Below are 24,125 nucleotides of genomic sequence, written 5' to 3' on the forward strand. Positions count from 1 at the left end.
ACCGCGACGATGGGTCAATGACAATACCGTATATGTACATGCATTTCTCTCTCCCACTACACCCGCGGCTATCAGCGTGTTTTACCGCTCTCGTCCCGTTTATCGGCTTTTTGGCGCTAAAATGCCTAGCCGGAAGGCGATAAATCCGCCGCGCAACGCGATCAGACGTATTCGTCACGCGAGCAATGATTGCGAAAGGGCTTATTAGATGCTAGAAAATCAATAAAACCAGCCGCTTCAGCGTCACTGTTTCAATAAAAACAATAATAGAGCCTGATGATGGATAAAATATATGCAATGAAATTGTTTGTGCGCGTGGCGGAACGGGAAAGTTTTTCCCGCGCAGCAGAAGATATCGGCCTTCCCAAAGGCAGCGTCTCACGGCAAATACAAGCGTTAGAACATCAACTGGGCATCCGCCTGCTCCACCGCACCACCCGGCGGGTACAGCTTACTCAGGACGGGATGGTTTACTACGAACGGGCAAAAGATCTGTTGAGTAACCTGGATGAACTGGAGGGTCTTTTCCAGCCTGATCCCGCCAGTATCAGCGGCAAAATACGGGTAGATATCCCGCCAGGTCTCGCAAACAGCCTTATCATGCCGCGCCTGCTCACTTTTTTGCATCAGTATCCCGGCATTGCGCTGGAACTTTGTAGTAGCGATCGACAGGTCGATTTACTACGGGAAGATTTCGACTGTGTGGTGCGCACAGAGCCGCTACATGCGCCAGGGATACTGACGCGCCCGCTTGGCAAACTAAGAAGGGTGAACTGCGCCAGCCCACAATACCTGGCGCGCTTTGGATATCCAGAAAACCTTGACGACCTCGCCTCACATGCGATGGTGCATTATTCATTGACCCCGGGAGTCTCTTCACCGGGTTTTGCCTTCGAAACTCCCCACGGTATGCAGTGGGTAAAAACCGGCGGAATGCTAACGGTAAACAGTACGGAGACCTGGCATACGGCCTGTCTGGCAGGATTAGGGATCATTCAGACGCCGCGCATTGCTGTACGGGAGGCGTTACGCGCCGGAGCGCTCATTGAAATTTTACCGCAATATCGCGCCGCTCCACTGCCGGTGACGCTGCATTATCCCCATCGCCGTAATCTTTCCCGCCGGGTACACCTGTTTATGGTATGGCTGACTGAAACCATTAAAGAGGCCGCAGAGTAGCCGCATTTTCAGCATCCACCGGGGAGAAGCTATACTGACATATTCTATTAATGATGAAGGACTACCGACCTGATGACGCAGGAAAATGACGTAAAACGCCCTATTCAGGAACTGGAGCACGACCCGATACAAAAAATAGAAACGCAGCCGCATGACGCCCCGGAAAAAAACGAAAAGGCAAATCAGGCGTTGCATTCCGTCACCACCCTGATGCAAAAAATACAGCGTCAACCGATGGTGGCCCACCTCATTCGCGCGACCGAACGTTTTAACGATCGACTGGGTAATCAGTTTGGCGCGGCTATCACCTACTTTTCGTTTCTGTCGATGATCCCGATAATGATGGTGTCCTTTGCCGCGGCAGGTTTTATCCTCGCCTCGCACCCTAATCTACTGGAAGATATTTTCAGCAAGATATTGATGAATGTGAGCGATCCTACGCTGGCGTCCACGCTTAAAAATACGATTAATACGGCGGTTCAACAGCGTACCACGGTAGGGCTGGTCGGACTGGGTATCGCGCTCTATTCCGGCGTTAACTGGATGGGCAACCTGCGGGAAGCGATTCGCGCCCAGTCACGGGACGTCTGGGAGCGCAAGCCGCAGGATCAGGAGAAAATCTGGCTCAAATATCTGCGCGATTTTATCTCGCTGATTGGATTATTAATCGCTTTAATCATTACGCTGTCCATTACTTCCATCGCCGGTTCCGCCCAGCAGATGATCATCTCCGCCTTGTATCTCGACAGCATCGAATGGTTAAAACCGGCCTGGCATTTGATCGGTCTGGCCATCTCTATTTTTGCCAACTATCTGCTTTTCTTCTGGATTTTCTGGCGACTGCCTCGCCATCGTCCCCGTAAAAAAGCGTTGATTCGCGGGACATTTATCGCCGCTATCGGTTTTGAGGTGATTAAAATCATTATGACTTATACGCTGCCGTCACTGGTGAAATCGCCTTCCGGCGCGGCGTTTGGCTCCGTACTCGGTCTGATGGCATTCTTCTACTTTTTTGCCCGCCTGACGTTATTCTGCGCGGCCTGGATAGCCACCGCCGAATATAAGGACGACCCGCGAATGCCGGGTAAAACGCAACGCTAGTCTGCGGCTTGCTGCCGAATGGCACGCACGGCGTCGTCATTCGGCCTACTGCTGTATGGACCCAGGCCAGGTATGTAAAGCGTACCCGGCGGTACAATCAGGCACGTCCTTCCGCCTCATCTCATTGTTTCAGCATATCAATCCGGTAATTAACTTTTATTTAACCAGAAACCAGTTTTATCCACCAATCCTAAAATTATGTGAAGCATTTCATAGACGCAAAATAGCTGGCTTAAACATTATCCCCTTTTTGCGCTTTTTTTGACCATTTTTGGCTTTTGTTACACATTGAAATATAACTTTTGCTGTGCGTAATATGGCTATTCGTTCGCTAAAAATAAGAAAATAGTATGCAAGCAACCGCCACAACACTCGACCATGAGCAGGAACATGTTCCGGTAAACTCACGCAATAAAGTCGTTATTGCCTCGCTTATCGGCACCGCGATTGAGTTCTTCGACTTCTATATTTACGCCACCGCAGCGGTGATCGTGTTCCCCCTTATCTTCTTCCCCCAGGGCGATCCCACTGCGGCAACGCTACAATCGCTCGCCACCTTCGCTATCGCGTTTGTGGCGCGTCCGATCGGCTCTGCGCTATTTGGTCACTTCGGCGACCGGGTAGGCCGCAAAGTCACGCTGGTGGCTTCGCTGCTGACGATGGGGATCTCCACGGTCATTATCGGTCTGTTACCGGGCTACGCGACGATAGGTATTTTCGCGCCGCTGCTGCTGGCGCTGGCGCGTTTCGGTCAGGGACTGGGGCTGGGCGGCGAATGGGGCGGCGCAGCGTTATTAGCGACGGAGAATGCGCCGCCGCGCAAACGCGCGCTGTATGGCTCCTTCCCGCAGTTGGGCGCGCCGATCGGCTTCTTTTTTGCCAATGGCACCTTCCCGTTGCTCTCCTGGCTACTGACCGACGAGCAATTTATGAGCTGGGGCTGGCGCGTGCCGTTTATCTTCTCGGCGGTACTGGTGATTATCGGCCTGTATGTGCGCGTGTCGCTGCATGAAACGCCGGTGTTTGCGAAAGTCGCCGCAGCGAAAAAGCAGGTAAAAATACCGCTGGGCACGTTGCTGACGAAGCATGTCCACGTAACCATTCTCGGCACGTTTATCATGCTGGCGACCTACACGCTGTTCTATATCATGACCGTCTATTCCATGACTTACAGCACTGCCGCCGCGCCGGTGGGGCTTGGCTTGCCGCGCAATGAAATACTGTGGATGCTGATGATGGCGGTGATTGGTTTCGGCGTGATGGTGCCCGTCGCCGGCCTGCTGGCGGACGCATTTGGCCGTCGGAAAAGCATGGTCATCATTACCACGCTCATCATTCTCTTCGCGTTGTTCGCCTTTACCCCGCTGCTGGGTTCAGGCAATCCAGCGCTGGTATTCGTGTTCCTGTTGTTAGGTCTGAGCCTGATGGGGCTGACCTTCGGCCCAATGGGAGCGCTGCTGCCGGAGCTATTTCCGACGGAAGTACGCTATACCGGCGCATCGTTTTCCTACAATGTGTCATCGATTCTGGGCGCTTCCGTCGCGCCGTATATTGCCGCATGGCTGCAAAGCCACTACGGGCTGGCGGCGGTAGGGGTTTACCTGGCGTCAATGGCGGCGCTGACGCTGATTGCACTGCTGTTAACCCATGAGACGCGTCATCAGGCGTTGTAATAGGGCGCCGGATGGCGTCATCCGGCGCGACGTTTCACGTTACTGCTTCATCTGCGTTAAAATCGTCCGGCACTGATTGGCTTCGCCCTCAGAGGGCGAAATGAGCGCTAATAGCGCGGCGGCGGGCGTTACCAACGTCGCCAGCGCTGCCGCAACCGCGCCGCGCGCAATCAGCGGGCCGGGCTTGACGCCCGCCTGCGGATTTTTAAATGTCCCGCGCACGTAAAGCGGCGATCGCAGCGTAATAATACGAATCCCCTTACTTTCCGGATCAATGGTTAAATCGAGCTGTTCAGAGGCGAAGCTCGCCGTACCGGTCACGTTAATCAACGCATTTTCTGTATCAAAAGCAAAAATTTGCGGTCGCGCCACGCCGTTCGCAATATTGAGATTCGCCGCCGCGCAGTTAACCCGCACTTCGTCATCGCCAAAAATCTGCCCGATAATATAGTTGCCGACGTTCAGCCCCACGATTTCCATCAGGTTGCGGCTAATCAATCCATCATTCATCAATAATTTGAGATTGCCGTTACTGTTGCCAAGCAGCGCGGCGACCGAATTGCCCGTGCCGCGAATATCCGCATCGCCGTTCAGCTCGCCCAGCGTTTTCTGCATCAGCTCCACATCCGGCATCAGTTCTTTAAGCTTCAGCCGACGCGCCTGTATATCCGCCCGCCCCTGCATCGGCTTTTTATCCCCTTCCAGATGGATGTTGGAGACAATACTGCCGCCTGCCAGACCAAACTTCAGCGGCTGTAGACGTAAGTCGGCGTTTTTCAGGATGATATGGGTCGAAAGATCGCTAATCGGTAGACTGCCGCCATGCTCAATACGCCGGCCTTTAAACCGGACATCGGCGTCCATGACGTCCCATTTGTCGGTTTCAAAGCGATCGTAAGGCAACACTTTATCCGCCGGCTGAACATTCTTCTCGCCTTTGCGCTGTTCAGACCGTTTCGACTGCTCAGCGTCTTTCCCGGAATCCACGCCAATCAGCGGCCCAAGATCGGCCAGGCGTAACTGGCGCGATTCGACATCGCCTTCCAGTTTGGGGCTCGGTTTACCGGTGGTATAAGTGAAGGTGCCGTGGATATCACTGTCGCCAATGCGCCCGTTAAAACCGCGATAATTAAATACCGATGACTTTTCGGCGTCAATTTTCGCTACCAATCGCCCATCGGTCTCAAACGGCGGCGTATCCGGCAGCAGCACGCCGGTTAAATCATATAAATCGCCCAGTGAATCGCCAGAGAATTTAAGCCGCAGATCGACGCCGCCCATTTTCATCGGCTCGTTCACCACGCCGCTAAAAGCCACCCGCGTATTGCCAGAGCGGAAATCGGCCTGCACAGGAAAAGGCGTACTTTCGCTACGTAGCGCCAGCATACCGCCTATTTTGCCCGTACCGGTCAACGGTTCCCCGTTATAACGCCCCTGCGCCTTCAGGCCGAAGACATAGTCGCCCACGGTGGATTTGTCTGCTTTGCCTTTCGTTCCCGTCACTTCGCTGAACGGCAACGGTTTGCCTAACGGATCGACCAGAATAGTGATATCCGCTTTACTGACCTTATCATCGATCGCGATTCGCCCCTGGTCGAAGAGAATATTATCCAGCCGGAAGGACCAGGCGGAAGGTTTAGCATTGGGGTCCGTATTCTTGTCTTGCGCGAGGTTAAAGGTCCAGTTATTGGTTTTCTCGGACAGACGAATAAGACGCGCGTCGGGTTTCACCAGTTTGATCCACGGCAGCCAGACGGTTTTGGTCAGGAGCGCCAGCGGGGCAAGCGTCGCCTCAACGCGTGGCAGATGCACCATCGTGACTTCCGGAATATCCGGCGGATTGCCGAGAATGACGTCTTCCGCGTGAACATGCGGCCACGGTACCCAGCTTCGCCAGCCGGACTCCTGTTTTTGGCGTTCCCACACCACGCCTAAATCGCCGCGAATAGCGAAAGGCCGGTTCAATTCGGTAGAGACTTTCTGGTTGATGGTCGGTTTGAGGCGGTTCCAGTCAAATGTTGCGATCAACAAAATCACTATGGCGATCAACAACAAGAAAGTCCCTGTGATGGCGGCGGTTATTTTGCCTGCTTTAGTCATGTGTTATTTCCTCACTTCTTCCCTTGCCTGTCCTAAAGATAGTTCAGCCAGACGAAAAAGGAGGATGACCGCACCTCGTAATACCACGTATTACGGGAACAGTCTGGCGTTACAGGGTCAGAATCACCTCTTCGAGCGATATCAGCGGCACGGGTCGAGAAAGAAAATAGCCCTGGGCGGCAAAGGCGGGCGAACGCTGCACATCACGCCACTCTTCCAGAGTCTCCACGCCTTCGACAATAACGCCGCGGCAGTAGCGGTTCATCAGTTGCAGCAGCAGAATGAACAGGTTGCGCCCCTCCGGGGACTGGCGCAGCATGACGAACAGCTCGCGCGCCACTTTAATGTAGTCATAACGCACTTCGCTCAGCGCTGAAAAATTGGCCATACCAGTACCAAAATCATCCAGCCACAGCGGGACGAACTCACACATCGAGGCGAAAGAGGAGTCTTTCGGCAAACGAATATGTTCCACCAGTTCAAAACGCAGCCAGGGTAAGCGCTCCATCGCTGCCAGAATGTCCGGCTGTTGTCGCATGGCAATCAGCGTAGGGCCGTCGACATTGACTGATGCCAATAAGCGATGGCGAGTGAAAAAATCCGCTTTTTGTTCAAGCTGATGAAGTTGTTCTTTTACTACGTCAATGCGGTGTCGAACCGCTAATTCCGCGAAATAACGATCCGGGGCAATACGTCTGGAAGGGTTATCAGGATGGGTGACGGCAGTGAGAAGTTCAACCGTCATCAGACGGCCATCCGTCTGGTATATCGGCTGGTAAGTATAGGCACGCTCGCATTGCAGCCAATAGCGCCGTTCCTGCAAATTCTCTATACCTGCATCAGGAACGCGTAGCTGCTGGATAACCTGCTTTATCATCTCAGTTGTCCTGTTAATGGGAGTGTGACAGTCCGGACTCGTCAAAGGTTATCGGCGTTCAGGCAGAGAACTTTACCCTCGGTCCCTGGCAAAATAAAAACAGACCACGAAACTTGTCAAAAATACGCACTTGCTCAAAAAAATAATGGACCGATGTTTTAATATTATTGACCGCTAAACATCCACAGCGCACACTAACGCTAATTTTTACAGATCAGGTTCACGACTATGTCTAAAAAGATTGCCGTGATTGGCGAATGCATGATTGAGCTGTCGCAGAAAGGCGCTGATGTTCAGCGCGGCTTCGGCGGCGACACGCTGAATACCTCCGTTTATATTGCCCGTCAGGTCGATTCTGCCGCTCTGGCCGTTCACTATGTAACGGCGCTGGGTACCGACAGTTTCAGCCAACAGATGCTGGAGGCGTGGCAGCATGAAAATGTGGATACCTCGCTAACGCAGCGGATGGAAAATCGCCTGCCAGGCCTCTATTACATCGAAACCGATGACACTGGCGAGCGTACCTTCTACTACTGGCGTAACGAAGCGGCAGCGAAATTCTGGCTGGAGAGCGAGCAGTCAGCGGCTATCTGCGAGACGCTGGCGACCTTCGATTATCTCTACCTGAGCGGCATTAGCCTCGCGATTTTAAGCCCGACCAGCCGTGATAAGCTGCTGTCTTTATTGCGTGAATGCCGGGCCAACGGCGGGAAAGTCATTTTTGATAATAACTATCGCCCGCGTTTATGGACAAGTCGCGAAGAAACGCAGCAGGTCTATCAAAAGATGCTGGAATGTACTGATATCGCCTTCCTGACACTGGACGATGAAGACGCGCTATGGGGTAAGCAACCGGTGGAAGAGGTCATTGCTCGCACCCATGCGGCAGGCGTACAGGAAGTGGTGGTAAAACGCGGGGCGGACTCTTGCCTGGTCTCGATTCAGGGCGAGGCGCTCATTGACGTTCCGGCAGTAAAACTGCCGAAAGAGAAAGTGATAGACACCACTGCCGCAGGCGACTCCTTCAGCGCCGGTTATCTGGCCGTTCGTTTGACGGGCGGCAGCGCGACGGATGCCGCGAAGCGCGGACACCTGACGGCCAGCACGGTGATTCAGTACCGTGGGGCCATTATTCCGCACGACGCGATGCCGCAGTAAGTCATTCGTTCTTGCCCGGTGGCGCTGCGCTTACCGGGCCGACAGGCGGCCGCTTACTGTGCCGCCGGTGTTTCCGTCACTTCCGGATGCGCCTCATCTGCTTCAACAGCGGCGGCAGTTGCCGGAACCATGATTTCATCCCACGTCGCCTTTAACGCCTTCATATTAAATTCCGGCTCGCCTTGCGGTTGCAGCAAAATTAATGCCATCTCCTGCGATAGCTGCTGACGTAGATTCTGATTGAGCATATCGACGGTCAGGCTGTTGAGGAAATTCTGACGCAGCTTCTGATACTGCTCCGGCGCGATATCCACCACCTGATTCTGCAGCGAGCGCATACGCTGTCCAGTCAAAATGTCAGTATCGGTACGCGCGTAGGTCGCGAATAGCTTTTGCAATTCGAGATTTTTCTGCGCCACCAGCGCAGTAAACTCCTCTTCCGACAAACCTTTATCGCGTACTTTCGCCAGTTCATTCGCCACCAGGCTCAAATTGGTATTGAGCTTATCATTAGGTGATTCAATGTTGATGGCGCACTGCGCGCGCAGGAACAGAACCCGGCAGTCAAACCCCAGACCAATATCTTTCGCGTTATTTTTAGTAAGCTCTTGCTGGATATGCCAGAACAGCGCTTCGCGCGCCAGATCCGCCTGCCAGTAGCGCAACAGCGCCGCCGACTCGCGAATCGGTTGCCACGGCGTATCCCACATAATGGAGAGACGATCCTGGCGCACCGCATCGGTCATAATGCTCACTGATTCCGCCCGCAGCGGCGAAAGCGTCGGCACCGGGGCGGGCGTTTCGCGTTTACCTTTCAGCGTACCGAACGTTTTATTGATCTGCTCGGCGACGGAGCGCGCATCAATGTTGCCGACAACAATCAGCGTCATGGCATCCGGGGTGTACCATTTTTCATAGAAAGCCTGAATTTTGGCTGCGTCTACCGGCTGCTTTAACGGTTCCGCGGGATCGTGCCCCAATAACGCCGATCCTTTCAGCCGATAACGCCACCAGCCCTCTTTAGTATCTGCTGGCCACGTCGCAACCATATCTTCGCTGCTTAACGCATGATTCACCGTCTCTGGCGTAATGGTTAATTTACCGGAGACGTTAGCCAGATAGGTCAGCGCTTCTTTCAGCAGATCGTTACGGTTATTGGGTAAACTGAGGCTATAGAGCGTGGAATCATAAGAAACAATAACGGGCGGCATGGGACGTTTCGGATCAAATCCTTGCTGCCATAAAGAACGTGCCTGTGCGGCATCCAGACCACCGCTTTGCGTCAGCGCGATACGGGGAATCGCATGGCTAAACCCGCTCTGTTGCGTACTTTCGGTGAGCGAACCGGTATTAACCTGTAGACGAACTTCAATACGATCGCTGGGGCGCTGAGGCGTAGCCAACACTTGCCACTGTAACCCATTAGCCAGCGTCCCCTGTTGCCATGCCGGATCGGGCTGGAGCGCATCTGCCTGCACATAGCCGGCAGAGGCCAACATCAACAGACTGCCCGCTAAGAGTCGAATTTTTGTGCCCTGCATGTGAACCCCTGATCAACAATCCTGGTAATAAAAAGACAGCCCCGGCAGGGATGCCTGAATATGACGTAAAAACACTTCGTGTTAGACCGCGAGAACCTAAAAATGTCACGGAAGAAGTGAAATAATCCCTAAGCATCATGCTGTATGCTTTGGGCGCAGGGGTCAATTATGCGCAAACACCCGCAGTCCTGGAAGGGACTACGGGCATAAGTGGCGAGATTAGGAGGAAATTTCGTGCGTTTTGCCATCCGGCGCACGATTATTAAGCACATCGTCCAGCTTTTGGTGATCTAACTCTTTCACCCATTTGGCAACCACCACCGTCGCCACGCCGTTACCCACCAGGTTAGTCAGCGCGCGCGCTTCGGACATAAAGCGGTCGATACCGAGGATTAACGCCAGTCCCGCCACCGGCAAATGACCTACGGCGGAGATAGTGGCCGCCAGCACGATAAAGCCGCTTCCGGTCACGCCCGCGGCGCCTTTTGACGATAGCAGCAGCACGACCAGCAACGTGATCTGGTGGAAGATATCCATATGGCTGTTGGTCGCCTGGGCGATAAACACCGCCGCCATCGTCAGGTAGATAGAGGTGCCATCAAGGTTGAACGAATACCCCGTCGGGATCACCAGCCCCACCACCGATTTACGGCACCCCAGTTTTTCCATCTTATCGAGCATACGCGGCAACGCTGACTCGGAAGAGGAGGTGCCGAGCACAATGAGTAATTCTTCCCGGATATAGCGAATAAATTTAAAAATGCTAAAGCCCGTTACCCGTGCAATCGTCCCCAGCACCACCACCACGAAGAGAATACAGGTGATATAGAAGCAGATAATGAGCTGCCCCAGTTGCACCAGAGAACCGACGCCGTATTTACCGATGGTGAAGGCCATCGCGCCGAATGCGCCAATCGGCGCCAGGCGCATGATCATATTGATGATGCCGAAAATGACCTGCGAAAAACTCTCAATCACATTGAAAATGAGCTGGCCTTTGCTGCCCAAACGGTGCAGCGCAAAACCAAACAACACCGCAAACAGTAAGACCTGCAGAATGTTGCCGCTGGCAAACGCGCCGATCACGCTGCCCGGTATGACATCCATCAGGAAGGCAATAATGCCCTGCTCCTTGGCTTGTGCGGCATAAACGGCCACCGCCTGCGCATCCAGCGTTGCCGGATCGACGTTCATCCCGGCGCCAGGTTGCACAACGTTGACGATGATAAGACCGTTAATCAGCGCAATCGTACTGACAATTTCAAAGTAAAGCAGCGCGACCGCGCCGGTACGCCCCACCGCTTTCATGCTTTCCATGCCTGCGATGCCCGTCACGACAGTACAGAAAATGACAGGAGCGATGATCATCTTAATGAGCTTAACGAACGCGTCGCCAAGCGGTTTCATTTGTGCGCCCAGTTCAGGATAGTAATGGCCAAGGAGAATACCAATGGCGATTGCTGTCAGGACCTGAAAATAAAGACTTTTGAACAGAGAGGTTTTCATAGGGTGTCCTTGAAGTAAAAACCACAGGTCTTGTAAGGTTATGAGTAACCTGCGGCCTTAAAATAACACCCACACAACATGACAGAAATGCGCCAGGATCATAATTGAAACAAAAATGTTAAAAAGTTTGAGCTGACTCGCACAAGCGCGACCTTTTTTAACTTTTGTAATCAGGATTTTCGTGCGACAGATACCGTTCTTCAAAGATATCCGCGGGAACGGGCCGAGCAAACAGGAAGCCTTGCGCGACGTTGACTCCCGCCTGTTCCAGCCACGCGCGTTGCGCCTCGTCCTCCACGCCCTCGGCAATCAATTGTAAATTAAGACTGCGGGCCATCAGGATAATCGCCGTCACCATACTGTGATCATCCGGTAACCCATCGACAAACATTTTATCAATTTTAAGGATATCGACCGGTAGCGACTTCATATGCTGTAACTGGCGCAGCCCCGCGTAACCCATGCCAAAATCATCCAGTGCGATACGCACGCCAGCATTACGTAACGGACGTAAGATAGCGACGGCAGCGTGCGGATCGTCGATACGGCGGCTTTCAGTGACCTCAAGAATCAGCGTACCCGGTTGAATACGATAGCGGTTTAACAATTCCAGCAGATCCGACACCATGCCAGGGTGCATGAGCTGTAACGCGGAAAGATTGACGGAGAGCGGCAATGTCACGCCGCGCTCCTGCCAGGCGGCAAGCTGGCGGCAGGACTCTTCCAGCACCCAATGGCCCACCGTGACCATCAGGCCGCAGGATTCAATGCGCTCAATCAGCCCCTCCGGCAATTCCCAGCTACCGTCCGGCTGCTGCATACGTAACAAGGCTTCGGCGCTTAATACGTTGCCGCTGCGCATCTCGACCTGCGGCTGCAGCCAAATGGCAAACTGATGGTTATCCAGCGCGGTAAGGATATCGCTCTCTTCGGTAAGGCGCTGTTGAGCGGCCTCCATCTGCGCCGGGTCAAAGAACTGGATCTGATTTTTACCTTTTCGGCGCGCGGTAAACGCGGCGGAGACGGCGCGACCATAGAGCGCTTCGGCGGTCAGATCGCCATAATACATCGCAATGCCAATACTGCAGCTTGGGCGCAGTTGAATACCCTGGATGGGCAGTCGTTCATTAATGATAGTGAGTATTTGCTGACCTAATGTGATGGCGTGCCACGGCTCTTTGACGCCGTGGGCGATAATGGCAAAGTCATACCCGCTGACCTGCGTAAGCACCATGCGCGGCGCCAGCACCGACTTCAGCTTCTCAACCAGCGTCAGTAATAGAATCTCCCGCTGCGTTTCTTGCAGCACGCCTGCCGTGTCACGCAACGTTTCGCACGTCACGATGATAAGCGCGGTGGTCTGTTGGCGGGTGATAACCTGTTCCAGCAGCGCCATTAAAAAGGCTTTATTGGGCAACTCGGAAACCGGAAAACGCATCGCGTTGTCCGTTTGCTCCTCGCGTTGACGCTGCATAAGCTGCTGGTTGAGGTTATAGCTGCGCACCAGCATCCCAATTTCATCATCCTGATGCAGACGCGGCAACGCCAGCTGATGTCCGATCAGCTCCTGCTGCGGAATGTCGTTCAGCTCGCGGGCGATTTTGCGCAGCGGATGCACAATCAGGCGGTTTACGCACCAGGCGATGGCCACCGTCAGGATCAGCGATAAAAGTAAGTAAATGGTCACTAACGTAGAGAGCGCGCTCATGACGAACTTGTACATACGGTACGAATCCGCCTGCAATACAAGGTAGGCCAGCGGTTGCGGATTGGCGGGACGCTCCAGCGAATAAACCGGCAAAGAAATTTGTACCGGCAGTTCGAAGAGACGCGTCACCATAACCGGGACGGGGCGTTCAGGAATGAAGCGCTTACGCAACGCCTGGAACTGATTCGGCAATACCACATCGGCGCGACTCACCACGCCCGCAGGTTTAATACTTTCCAGAATGGTTTCCGCGCCGGGGAGATCCGCTTTTAAAATCGCGGAAGAAAGAGGTTCCCGAACAGAGCGCGCGATGCTTTCCAGTTGCGTAGCCGTGTTGTAGCGGTTCTGCTGTACCAGATGGAACAACAAAACGGTGCAAAAGACAAAAACAAACACCATGACAACGGCCGCAACCATTGCCATCTGTTTAATTGTTAACGAGCGGCTGACGCGCAAATTGACTCTCCCTGGATATCCCGGACTGCCGCCTGAGTATACCCGATTGCAGCGGCATTAAGAGAGGCTGTATCTGAAAAGGACTTTTCTGAATAACGGTTAATGATAGCGTCTGATGGCGCTGCGCTTCTCAGGCCTACGACGCCTGTCAATACGTAGGCCTGACGCAATGATTACCAGTCAGCGTAAGGCACCAGAGGCTGCGGCGGTAAATCCATATCCCCCTGCCAGCCTGCCGCGGAATAACGGACATACAGCAGCAGATGACTGGGGGTATAATCTTTCGCCTGCTAAATATCGACAGCCGTACCCACAAACCAGTTGGCAGTGACCCGGCGTTCAATGAGCGCCCGCGCGGTATAGCCAAATCCCTGACTGCTGCCGCCGCCGTTGGTCTGGTCACGCGCATCCTCCTGATAATCCGCCGGAATCAAATTCATCAGCGGATAACGCGGCATGGTACGGTTGCCGGGAGTGCGACCAGGATACCGAGCCGCCTAACTCCCACGACCAGTTTTCCGTACGCTGCCGCCACATCACCGGCACCGCAAACGACAGGTATTCCTGCGGGCTATAATAACCGCCCTGACCCAGTGAATAACCGCTCAGATCTTTGTCGTAATGCCAGATCATGTTATTCAGCCCGACGGTAACGCGGCGGTTATTCTCGTTAATCACCTTATAGTAATAACCGGTCATCCAGCGCACGCGCCAGTTATCTTCCACATTTTTACCGCTCAACTGGTCGCCGCTGAGCGACGCCCAGACACCGTTTGCTTCGCCTTTATCATAGCTGAGACTGACGCCGCCGCCGTTGGCCCGCACGCCGCCCCATTTGGTGCCGGTATTGCTGCTGGCGTCCTTTTGCCCGCCAAACGCCAGCAGCGAGCTGGAGATCGGGCGACGATGCGCGTTCAGGGTATAACCCAACGGCCCGATATCGTCGCTATAGCTGACGCCGCCGACCACATCAACGACATTAAAGCCCATCGGCGTCGTGCCGATATCCCAGCGCCAGGTCTCATTCTGCCAGCCGACCGCCACGCTCGCGCCCGTATCGGCCTGGCTACGATGTCCGCTGCATTTCTCCAGCGTACAGGTACCCCAGTTATTATCGTATTTCCCATCTGCATCCGTAGAGAAGCGACCAACATCCATATTCACCATATCAGTACGAAAGAACGCCCGTCCGTCCGACCAGGGCGCATCCACCTGAAGCATCGTGGTATGCGCCTTCAGATCGGAGTAGCCGCCAGTCCCGCTCGACCCCCAATAATCGTGCGCCAACGTGACATTGAGATCCTGCTGACGGTACAACTCCGCCGCATCGCTACGCACGCCGCGTTTTAGCCAGTCATCTTTTTCATCATTGCGCGTCAGGCGGGTAAAGGTATCGTTATCCTGGGGGCGAACCGGCGTAATCGCCGCGGCGACCATTGCCTCTTTGTAGGTCTCCAGCGCCCGCTGCGGCTCGCCCGTTTGCGCCTGAAAAGCGGCGGCGTCACGCAATACCATCGCGCTTTCCATTGATGGCGGCTGTGCTTTTGCCTGCGGCGTAATGCGGTTAAAGATCCGCGCCGCCGCCGTGATATCGCCAAGCTGGAGCTGCGCCAGCGCGACGCGGCGCTGCATGTTAATAGAGGTGATTTGCGACGCAGGCAGCGCCGCCAGTTGAGCGCGCGCCGCAGCGTTATCGCCCTGTGCGATGTCGATTTCCACCCGCCCCAGCATGGCATCGACATTACCCGGTTCCCGCGCCAGAACGGCGTCATAAGCGGCGCGGGCCGCCGCATTATCGCCACGCTGCTGCGCCCAGTCCGCCAACGTTAACGCAATGCGCGTAGAGGGCGGCTGCTGACGTAACAACGCTTCCGCTTCGCGTTCTTTGCCGCTATCGCGCAAGCGGTTAGCGCTTTCCAGCACCTGGTTACTTTACAATCGGCCCGCCAGTTCCTGAATATTGCTGTTCCACTGGCTGGTCGGCAGGGTATTGAGATGCGCCAGCGCCGCCCGGCCCCGATCGCTGCCGGAAAGATAAAGCCCATAAGCATAGACCTGTTCCGGATCGTTTGGCTTCTGCTGCGCCAGAGAGCGCATTTGCGCATCGGCCTGGGCGTGCTGTCCGGCCTGCCACAGATCGCGTGACAGTCGATACGTTACCCACACGCTCCCCGGATCTAATGCCAGCCGGCGGCGGTGCAGTTCTGCGGCCTGCGCCCATTTGCCCTCGCTTTCCAGCGTTTCCGCCTGCTGCGCCAGACGGTCATTTTCCAGACTGCGTTCGATATCGTCGATACTGCGCCGCTGGCTGGCGGAAAGAGAAGCGATAAACGCGGCGGCTTTTTGCGGCGACTGCTAACGATAAAGATTCGCCAGCCCGCGTACAGCATTGGTATTACCGCTGTCCATACGCAGCGTCTGCTGATAATAACGTTCGGCGGCGGCATTATCTTTGCGCGCCATCGCCACATCCCCCAGCCCCAGCACCGCGTAGCTGTCGGTGTTATCCACTGCTCGCGCCTGCTGATAGAAACGCTCCGCCTGAGCCAGATTATTCGCTTTTAAGGCCGCGTCGCCCTGCTGAATTAACAGCCAGTAGCGATTGACCTTCAGCAGGCTCTCCCACTTATCGCGGCTGCTGCTGTGCGGCGCCATCGCCAGCGCCTTTTCAAACTGCGCGACGGCGCGGGCGCGATCGCCACGCTGTGAGTATGCCTGCCCCAGCGCGCCGACCGCCTCGCTGTCGTCCTGCCGGGCGCTCACCGCCTGCTGCGATTGCGCAATAGCGTTGCCGCCTTCTCCGGCATTAACCGCCGCGATGCCCTGCGAGCGCGCGCGAAACGCCGGATCGGCTAACTGTTTTTGCTGCTCGCTAAGCTGGGCGCGGGCGGCAGACACGCTATCGCCTTCGCTAAACTGCGTCAGATAGTCTTGCAACGCTTTTACGCTGGCGTCGCTAACCGGGAGATCTTTTATCTGCTGGTACCAGATGGCGGAGGCCGCGCTGCGTCCCGTACTGGATTTCGCCATCTGTTTTAGCACCGCGAATCCCTCATCGCGCCGCCCGCTGGCGAACAACAGTTGCGCCAGCGCATTTTGCAGAGCGTTATTACCCGGACTGACGGCATTGATTTTCTGTAGCTGGTTAATCGCTTCGTGACGGCGGGCGGGCAATTTCGCCACGGTCGTCCAGTATTCGACCGCCAGTTCGCCCTCCGGCGGATAACCTTTAAACAGCTTGTCGTAGCTGGCGATCGCTTGTTCAGTATGACCGGTCGTCGCCAGTAAACGCGCCTCCTGCAAAGACTGGCGTCCTTGCGGCGTGGAGAGCAGCATCGCGGTGCGGGAAGATTGATACGCCGTCGACTCCGGCGCCAGTTGCGCCAGCCGATCAAGTAGCTTCTGCGCCCCGTCGCTATCCCCCTGGCGCAACAGATAGCGGAAACGGGCGGCGATAACCTGTGGATCATTGGGGTCGATCAGCTCCAGGCGATAGAGCGACTGACGGACTAAGTCCTCACGGTGCGTGGCCTCGCCCAGCCGCACCTGCTCCAGCAACTGTTGCTGCGCGGAGGTCGCTGCGCCGGCAAGCGGTGTTAGCGCCATACCAAGCGATAACCCCAACAATGCCCGAGAAACGCCCCTTTTGCCAGGTAAGGCATTTCGACCGCCAGCCAGCAAAAAAGCGTGCATGAGACTTAACGTGAACTTACGCATTCCTGGCCCCAGTCAGGTAATAATTCACCTTTGACGGTGAAGCGAAAACGGTGCTGATCCCAGCCTTGTCCAAAGAGAGTCAGCACATAGTTGTAATAGGCATCGCTGCCAGGAAAATGGTCTGCGACCCGCTGTCGCTGCACGGCCTGGGCGCCGCGATTTTGCAGGAAAGGCAGTAAAGCGGCGGAAAACCCGACCGGCCCCGTCCCTTGCGCATTCCCGCTGACGACATCCACTTTCTCCGGTGGAACGCCGTTTTTCATCGTTAACGTCGCCATCGGTTTAAATCGCGCCAGTAAACGCGCTTTTTGCGGATCGCCATCATGCATCATTCCCGTCCATAAATAGACGCGAATCGCATCGTAGCTACTGATCAGCGTCTTTTCCGCTTTCAACTGCCAGCCTTGCTTGCTTTCATAACGCACCCAGTCCGGCGAGAAACCTTTCGGCGAGGTTTCCAACAAAAGCCGCAAATTGGTTTCCCGTAGCGTCGACCACGGCGCGCCAAAACGGCTAAAGTATTGCGCCAACTGCGGCGGCAGATAGCTTGGGTTAAAACGCCAGCTATTCGCCTCGGCAAAGCCGATTTTGCCAGGTAGCAGCATTGAGCCCAGCCCCGGCACATTCACGACCTCTTCGCGGGCGATGCGTTTTAGCAACGCCGTGCCCACCTCGGTATAACGCGTCTCTTTCCACAGGCGACCGGCCTCCAGCAGCGACCATGCCATCCAGATATCGCCGTCGGACGCGGAGTTGCTGTCCAGCACCGACCAGGTGTCGGGATCTTTTTGTCCCCACAGCCAGGCGGGCAGATGTTCACGCAGCGATCCCTGCGCCAGATTGTTTTGCGTCCAGTTAAACAGTTGCGCGAACGCCGGTCGATCGTTCGCCGCCAGGGCAAAGAACATGGCGTAGCTCTGCCCTTCGGAGGTGGTAATTTTTCGCGCATCGCCCGGATCGATAACGCGTCCCTGCTGGCTAATGTAATCTTTCTTGAACTGTTCCCACGCAGGCCAGCTACACGCTGCCTGCGCATTTATTGCCGTCAGCATGACGATCATCGTTATCCATCCGCGCAGCATAGTCATCATGCGTTACTCATGGTCAGGGTCGAGACGACGGCGACTGAGAATACGTAGCAGACGCCACAATACCCACGCCAGTAATACCACACTGAGGGCCGCCAGTACCGCCAGCAGCACCGGGTGATTCGCCAGCGCATACCACAGCCGCTCAAACCACGGCAGATGTCCGACGTAATAGATATCGCCAACGCGCAGACTGTGAACGCCGGACTCGCGGATCACCGCCACGGAACCAAACATCGCGGCGCGTTTACCGCTGTCGTTCACGGCGTCGTTCAGTAGCTGGTAACCGCGCGGGCTGTCAGCCAGCAGAGCAATCACGCTGCGCTGATCATTAAACGGCGACTGGAAGCCCACCACCGCCGCCATCGGGCCGCTGGCGGTGACGGTGGACTGCGCATCCGCCGCGCGATCGGCCTCATCCGGCATAATCGACGGGAAAGCGGTCTGCCGCATCGGGGTTTTTACCCAGCTTTGTGTCGCCTGCACCAACAGATCGATACGCTTATCGTCTTTTAGCTTGCCCGGAATAGCGCCAATAATCAGCAGATCGGCGTCTTTGTCGGCTATCTGAGCGCTATCATCGGTGATTGTCAGATTAATTGCCGGGAAACCGGTCTGCCCGCCAATGGCGCCGACCGTATTCAGCAGCGTTTCCATTTGCGCTTCGGTTGGGGTCTTCGGCATCACCGCCAGCGTGTCAGACAGGTCGGCCATCCGGCTGAACGGGAAACCCGCATTGGCGAACGCGCGTAAATCCGGCATCGCGATAAAGTGGTAATATTTCGAAAAATCGATAGTGGAGTCATCCCCTATCACCACATGATTCGGTACTGGCTGGAAAGTAATACAGTTGTCCACCGACCCGCCCGGCATCGGATTCATGTAGCGGAAATCAAAACGTAGTTGGTTCATCGCCCCCAGTTTGAGCGCCGGAATAGACACATCCGTTTTACCATCCAGCAGTCCCTGAAGTACCGGCAGGCGCAACAGGAGTCGATTAGTTTCCTGCGTGCTGTTAAGGCTAAAGGCTTGCAAGAACTGGTTATTCAGACTGATATCCAGCCGCGAACTGTCTTTGGTCGGCGGCGAGGTATAACGATAGTTGAGATCCATATCAATACCGTTGCTACGCAGCAAATAGAGGTCCGGCGGCAGATTCAAAGAAACGTTGATGGGCGCCGGCTCCAGCCCACTCGACTGGAGCTGCTCTTCATAGGTTTTCAGCTCGCCAAAAGTGACCGGGCGATCGGTACGCACCCAGTTCGGCGCATCATACGGTTTGCGCGCCAGCAGCGGTTTTACATCGTTGACCACCACGCTGGAACCACGGAAGAGAATATTCCCTTGCGCGATACCTTTTGCCGCCTGCAACAGGTCTTTATCATCTCGACCAAACACGACCAGCAACTTCACATACGGATTATCCGGATGGTTCATCATCTCGATAACCGGCGCGTTAACCGCAGGATGATCGCGCAGGAAATCGGGGCGTCGATCGTTGGTGGCGAACACGATCGCATTGCGATCCGGCAGGTGATTATACAACACCGGGAAGCGCTGACCGCGCCAGCCCGCCCGCGAGCCAAACCAGGACGCGACAATAGAAGCCGCCTGCTGCTGCGCCAGATCCGGCATGTCAGCAAACACTATCGGCAACGTCACCGGACGGTTATCCCGCGGATCGAAAAACGGCACCGGGAAGTGGGACAGATCGTTATTCACCGCCAGCATGTTATAGGTCAGATCCAGGGCGCTATTTCGCCCGATGTCTAACCACAGAGTACTGCTGGCCGGGTTTTCACACACGTCGCGATAGTGGCCGACAAACTCCAGCCGCACCCGGTTAAAGTCGGTGATAAATAGCGGATTGATAGGTACCTGCGCCAGCGTCTTTTTCCCCAACTGCTCTTTTGTCACCGGCAGTACGCCCATCAGTTCATCATTGAGATAAACCTTGAGCTGCGACTGAACCGGCAGGAGCGACGGCGAGGGCGTATATTCCAGATTCAACACCGCTTTCGACGCCACTTCATCGCTGCGCATACCAAATTCAATGCCGCCGTTAGGGTTAACGCCACGCAGCGCCATACTGCCCGGCGGCGGCGCGATTTGCGCAAAGGTCAGCTTGACCTCGCGCGAAGGCGCGGTCTGCGCCACGACGGGCGCCTCAGTTACGGGCGACTGCGCAGGCTCGGTGGGTTCAGCATTGATCAATGGCGGCATCGCAGGCGCCGCCGCCGTCATGAAAGCAGGAAACGCGCTTAATCCTATTACCGCCGCACACATCCAGGACAATTTTCTTTTCATCGCATTATCATCATTGTTGAGCCTGAGCCATAACCCGATCCGACGGCTGTATCGCCGCTTGCCGCTCCGGGCGACGCGGAATAAACGATACAATCCAGGCAATTAACGCCGTCAACGATCGGAAAATTACTTTTACTGAAGGCGGCGCGAACTCCGCGAGGTGGCGATATCCGCGGAAGCCCAGCTTCAGAATATCCAGCAAGCTTTCCAGCGGTTTATCTTCCGGGAAGCTATCTTGCCAAAGCGCCCACGTATCGGCGCGAGCGAAGGTACACTGCACAAAATCAATATGTTGTTTGGTGGTGAGCGGCATCAGTTGCAGCCCGACCTCATTGCCCGTTACGCGCACTACCTGCGTTGGAAAGACATATTCCTGCTGCCCGCGTTTAAGCAACAGATTCACTTTCTGCCCTTCCAGCACCTGCGCCTGACCGTTGATCTTGATGCCTAACCCGCCGTCGGAGAAGTCATGTACGGTACAGGAGAACAAATGTCCATCTTCGCGGGCGATGGCCCCCGGCATGGCAATCTCGACCCGATGCGCGCGCCTGACCTGTTTACTCTCTACCGAAACCGCAACCGCGCCGCCGAGAATGACCAGGTTATAGAAGACCCACACCAGGCTAACGATGACGGTCAGCGTTTCATTTTCCGGCCCATAATAGTATCGCCATACGCCCGCCGCCACGCCGAGCAGGTTAAGCAAGACAAGGAAGATATACGGACGCGAGATTACCCAGTCGACGTACTTCTCTTCCACCAGTCCGCCTTTCGCCGTGACGTTAAATTTCCCTTTGTGCGGATTGATCAACGCGACCAGAGTCGGTGGTGCGATATACCATGCCAGTACCGTTTCATAGATTTCACTCCAGAAAGAGTGACGATACTTGCCCTGAATCTTCGAGTTAGTCAGGCTGGCGTGGACCATGTGCGGTATCACAAATAGCGCAATCATCAACGCAGGCGCATAAATGATATAGGCGTGCAGCAGCAGAAAAGCCAGCGGCGCGGTCAGAAAGATCAGGCGCGGAATGCCGGACAAGAAATGGAACATCGCGTTGAGGTAGCACAGCCGCTGCGCCAGTTTTAAGCCTTTACCAAACAGAGGGTTATCGAGGCGGAAAATTTGCACCATGCCCCGCGCCCAACGAATACGCTGCCCGATATGCGCCGACAGGCTTTCCGTCGCCAGCCCCGCCGACTGCGGAATGCGCATATACGCTGAGGTATAACCTCGCCGGTGCAGCCGGAGCGAAGTATGCGCATCTTCCGTCACCGTCTCAACGGCGATACCGCCAATCTCATCCAGCGGCTTACGGCGAATCACCGCGCACGATCCGCAAAAGAAAGTGGCATCCCACATATCGTTACCGTCCTGCACCAGTCCGTAAAACAGCGTGCCTTCGTTAGGCGTTTTACGAAAACGTCCCAGGTTGCGCTCAAACGGGTCCGGGGAGAAGAAATGATGCGGCGTCTGCATCATCGCCAGCTGTTTCTCTTTCAGGAACCAGCCCATTGTCATTTGCAGAAACGAGCGCGTCGGTACATGGTCGCAATCGAAGATCGCCACAAACTCGCCTTTCGCGTGTTTTAACGCATTGTTGATGTTGCCGGCTTTGGCGTGTTCATGCGTAGCGCGGGCAATGTAATGCACGCCAACATGCCGGGCAAACTGACGAAATGATTCGCGCCCGCCGTCATCAAGGATCCAGATATTCAGCTTGTCCTTCGGCCAGTCAATGCCAAGCGAAGCGTAAATGGTATTTTTGACCACATTAAGGTCTTCGTTATAGGTCGGTACAAAAATATCCACCGTCGGCCACTGCGACATCTCTTTCGGCAACGGCACCGGTTGACGATTTAACGGCCACACCACCTGGAAGTACCCCAGCACCAGCACAATCCAGGCGTAGGTTTCCGCAAACAGCAGAATCAGTCCGCACACCAGACTGACCGGGTCGTCCCAATTTAGCGTCGAGGTATAGCGCCACCAGATATAACGACAGGAGACCGTTAGCGACAGCACGATGAGCATCAGCGCGGAAAAGCGTCCCGGCATACGTCGTACCAACAGCGCAACGCCCCACAGCAACAGCAGAAAGATAAATTGCGATAGCGGGTTAAATGGCTGCGTAATACAGATCAGCGCCAGTATCAGTGAAAAGGTCACGATAACGCCCAGAATAAAACGCCGGGCGCCGTTGCTAAGATGTCCCAGCTCTTTTTCCTTTTCCAGGTGCGTTGTCTTTTGGCGCACCCGTTCCGGTAAGGTATCCATCCATTGATGGTAACGTCCACGAACGTCCTTCAGGCGCGCAAATGACCGCCAGCGCGGTTCATGACGTTCTTTAGTCGACGAGATCATCACCAGCCAGAGGGTCTGAATGAGGTAACGGGCCGGGTCCAGCGGGCGCGGGCGGGCGGCGTTAATATGCGGATAAAGCGCTTTATGCCCGTCGCGAATACGCTGCCAGCGCGGATGCTCAAGCGGAAACACTATCCACGCCAGAATCGTCCACAGGCAGCCGAGCGCTGCGCTAAACGGCGACGCGCCGTGGCGGCGGTAACCCTGATAGCGCTCGCTCAAGCGCGCGCTAACCGGCGGGATAAGCAGCCACCGGGAAAGGGCGCTCATCGCAGGCTCCCGGCAGACGTTTTGTCGCCCGCATCGTGCAGCAGGCACCAGTTCGCCAGCGTTAACACCTCTTCGGCGGCTAACGAATCGCTGCGATACTCGCCTAACGGCTGTTTCGACGCCATGCACTCCGCCATCGCTTCATCGCGATGGATCACAATAGGCAGCAACCGGCGCTGGCTTTGCAGCCAGACCTGGTACAGATCGTCCTGTAACTGACTGCCAATGCGTAAGTCATTGATCAGAATATGCGCTCCGGCAGGCAACGCCTGCTGATGAAGGCGAATATGGCAGTTAGCGTCAACCTGGGCTATCGCCAGCGTATGGTCGCAGAGGCTCACCAGCTGTCGTGTCAGCGGTGACTCGCCGTAGGGCAAGTCCAGTAAAATCCAGCTATAACGCCCGCTCGCTTTCAGCGCCTGGATAGCCGATCCGATCTCTCCCAGCGTCTCCTGCCAGGCCTGCGGATTTTCCCATTCTTGCGAGGTGAGCTGTCCAAACGGCAGTAGATCAAGCTGCGAGGTATAACGTAACCCGGCATCGCGCCAGTCCTGGCCGTCCAGCAACGATCGCGCCCAACCGCCCTGATGGACGAAGTCGACGTTAAACGACATGCGCAGCAGGTTATCGGGGCTGGCGTCAATCACCAGGACATTTTCCCCTAAGATTTGTAACGCCCAGGCGAGTGCTGCGGTGAGAGATGTGGTTCCCACCCCGCCGCGCACGCCCTGCAGTCCCAGAATCGCCATTCATGGCTTCCTTAATGAATGTGGTTGCGCAAATTCAGCCAGGAGCGGCCATCTTTTAATCGCCGCCGCCAACTGTTCGCGTTGGGAAATATCGGTATAATCTATTTCGGGTAGTGAAAACGCCTGGCTTAATGCCAGAAAATCATTTTGAAAAGTGTAGCCCAACGTTGGATCGGACTGAGCGCCAGGTTCATTGTTATACATTCTGGTTGCTCCTTTTTAAATATTTCTCACTGGCAGCATTACGCCCCGTCGTCAATACGGGAGAACGCGCATTTTTCATCTTTCCGTGACATCATTTATAATGTGTAAAAATGCAAAGCGCAGAGT

Annotated in this window: 14 protein-coding genes and 1 pseudogene; 4 read left to right on the top strand and 11 right to left on the bottom strand. The window is 55.3% G+C overall.

Annotation, left to right across the window (positions count from 1 at the left end; all coding sequences use genetic code 11):
- Positions 1 to 279 precede the first annotated feature (279 nt).
- From AAYN39_RS15700 to AAYN39_RS15710, 3 genes are all read left to right on the top strand, one after another.
- The gene (locus AAYN39_RS15700) at positions 280 to 1,179 is read left to right on the top strand and encodes a LysR family transcriptional regulator (RefSeq protein ID WP_000358047.1); all 900 of its coding nucleotides are present in this window, start codon (positions 280 to 282) and stop codon (positions 1,177 to 1,179) included.
- A gap of 72 nt (positions 1,180 to 1,251) precedes the next feature.
- Positions 1,252 to 2,280, top strand: coding sequence for an inner membrane protein YhjD (yhjD, locus tag AAYN39_RS15705; protein ID WP_000191231.1), 1,029 nt, complete (start codon positions 1,252 to 1,254; stop codon positions 2,278 to 2,280).
- Positions 2,281 to 2,630: 350 nt separating this feature from the next.
- Entirely contained in the window at positions 2,631 to 3,953 is a 1,323-nt protein-coding gene (locus AAYN39_RS15710; RefSeq protein ID WP_001148985.1) for an MFS transporter, read from the top strand.
- Between the two features lie 39 nt (positions 3,954 to 3,992).
- Here the strand turns inward: AAYN39_RS15710 and AAYN39_RS15715 are convergent, their stop codons facing one another.
- Together AAYN39_RS15715 and pdeH are read right to left on the bottom strand one after the other, a co-directional pair.
- A complete protein-coding gene (locus tag AAYN39_RS15715) occupies positions 3,993 to 6,053 on the bottom strand; it encodes an AsmA family protein (protein WP_000158664.1) in 2,061 nt (686 codons plus the stop codon).
- 109 nt (positions 6,054 to 6,162) lie between these two features.
- Positions 6,163 to 6,930, bottom strand: coding sequence for a cyclic-guanylate-specific phosphodiesterase (gene pdeH, locus AAYN39_RS15720; protein ID WP_000595629.1), 768 nt, complete (start codon positions 6,928 to 6,930; stop codon positions 6,163 to 6,165).
- Between the two features lie 228 nt (positions 6,931 to 7,158).
- Here pdeH and AAYN39_RS15725 point away from each other — a divergent pair, with 228 nt between their 5' ends.
- A complete protein-coding gene (locus AAYN39_RS15725) occupies positions 7,159 to 8,088 on the top strand; it encodes a sugar kinase (RefSeq protein ID WP_000037582.1) in 930 nt (309 codons plus the stop codon).
- 53 nt (positions 8,089 to 8,141) lie between these two features.
- Here AAYN39_RS15725 and AAYN39_RS15730 read toward each other — a convergent pair whose 3' ends face one another.
- The 9 genes and pseudogenes from AAYN39_RS15730 to bcsR form a co-directional block, all read right to left on the bottom strand.
- Complete coding sequence (locus AAYN39_RS15730; RefSeq protein ID WP_001163190.1) at positions 8,142 to 9,629, bottom strand: pitrilysin family protein; 1,488 nt, start codon at positions 9,627 to 9,629, stop codon at positions 8,142 to 8,144.
- Positions 9,630 to 9,848: 219 nt separating this feature from the next.
- Complete coding sequence (gene dctA, locus AAYN39_RS15735) at positions 9,849 to 11,135, bottom strand: C4-dicarboxylate transporter DctC (RefSeq protein WP_000858232.1); 1,287 nt, start codon at positions 11,133 to 11,135, stop codon at positions 9,849 to 9,851.
- A 157-nt stretch (positions 11,136 to 11,292) separates the two neighbouring features.
- Positions 11,293 to 13,299 carry a biofilm formation regulator HmsP gene (gene hmsP / locus AAYN39_RS15740; protein WP_001266353.1) on the bottom strand — a complete coding sequence of 669 codons (2,007 nt, stop codon included), beginning with the start codon at positions 13,297 to 13,299 and terminating at the stop codon, positions 11,293 to 11,295.
- Positions 13,300 to 13,472: 173 nt separating this feature from the next.
- Positions 13,473 to 17,016, bottom strand: a pseudogene (gene bcsC / locus AAYN39_RS15745) (cellulose synthase complex outer membrane protein BcsC).
- On the bottom strand, positions 16,998 to 18,107 hold the full coding sequence (gene bcsZ, locus AAYN39_RS15750) for a cellulose synthase complex periplasmic endoglucanase BcsZ (RefSeq protein WP_000988805.1): 1,110 nt from the start codon (positions 18,105 to 18,107) through the stop codon (positions 16,998 to 17,000). The pseudogene bcsC and the gene bcsZ overlap by 19 nt, the downstream one beginning before the upstream one ends.
- A gap of 3 nt (positions 18,108 to 18,110) precedes the next feature.
- Positions 18,111 to 20,411 (bottom strand): cellulose biosynthesis cyclic di-GMP-binding regulatory protein BcsB, encoded by a 2,301-nt coding sequence (bcsB, locus tag AAYN39_RS15755; RefSeq protein ID WP_000823808.1) that lies wholly within the window; start codon positions 20,409 to 20,411, stop codon positions 18,111 to 18,113.
- Positions 20,412 to 20,421: 10 nt separating this feature from the next.
- The gene (gene bcsA, locus AAYN39_RS15760) at positions 20,422 to 23,046 is read right to left on the bottom strand and encodes a UDP-forming cellulose synthase catalytic subunit (protein ID WP_001275344.1); all 2,625 of its coding nucleotides are present in this window, start codon (positions 23,044 to 23,046) and stop codon (positions 20,422 to 20,424) included.
- The gene (gene bcsQ, locus AAYN39_RS15765) at positions 23,043 to 23,795 is read right to left on the bottom strand and encodes a cellulose biosynthesis protein BcsQ (protein WP_000996130.1); all 753 of its coding nucleotides are present in this window, start codon (positions 23,793 to 23,795) and stop codon (positions 23,043 to 23,045) included. The genes bcsA and bcsQ overlap by 4 nt, the downstream gene beginning before the upstream one ends.
- Entirely contained in the window at positions 23,796 to 23,999 is a 204-nt protein-coding gene (bcsR, locus tag AAYN39_RS15770; RefSeq protein WP_000282616.1) for a cellulose biosynthesis protein BcsR, read from the bottom strand.
- Positions 24,000 to 24,125 lie beyond the last annotated feature (126 nt).

Origin of the sequence: Salmonella sp. K21076, assembly GCF_039650795.1 — a bacterium.
GTDB lineage: Bacteria > Pseudomonadota > Gammaproteobacteria > Enterobacterales > Enterobacteriaceae > Salmonella > Salmonella enterica.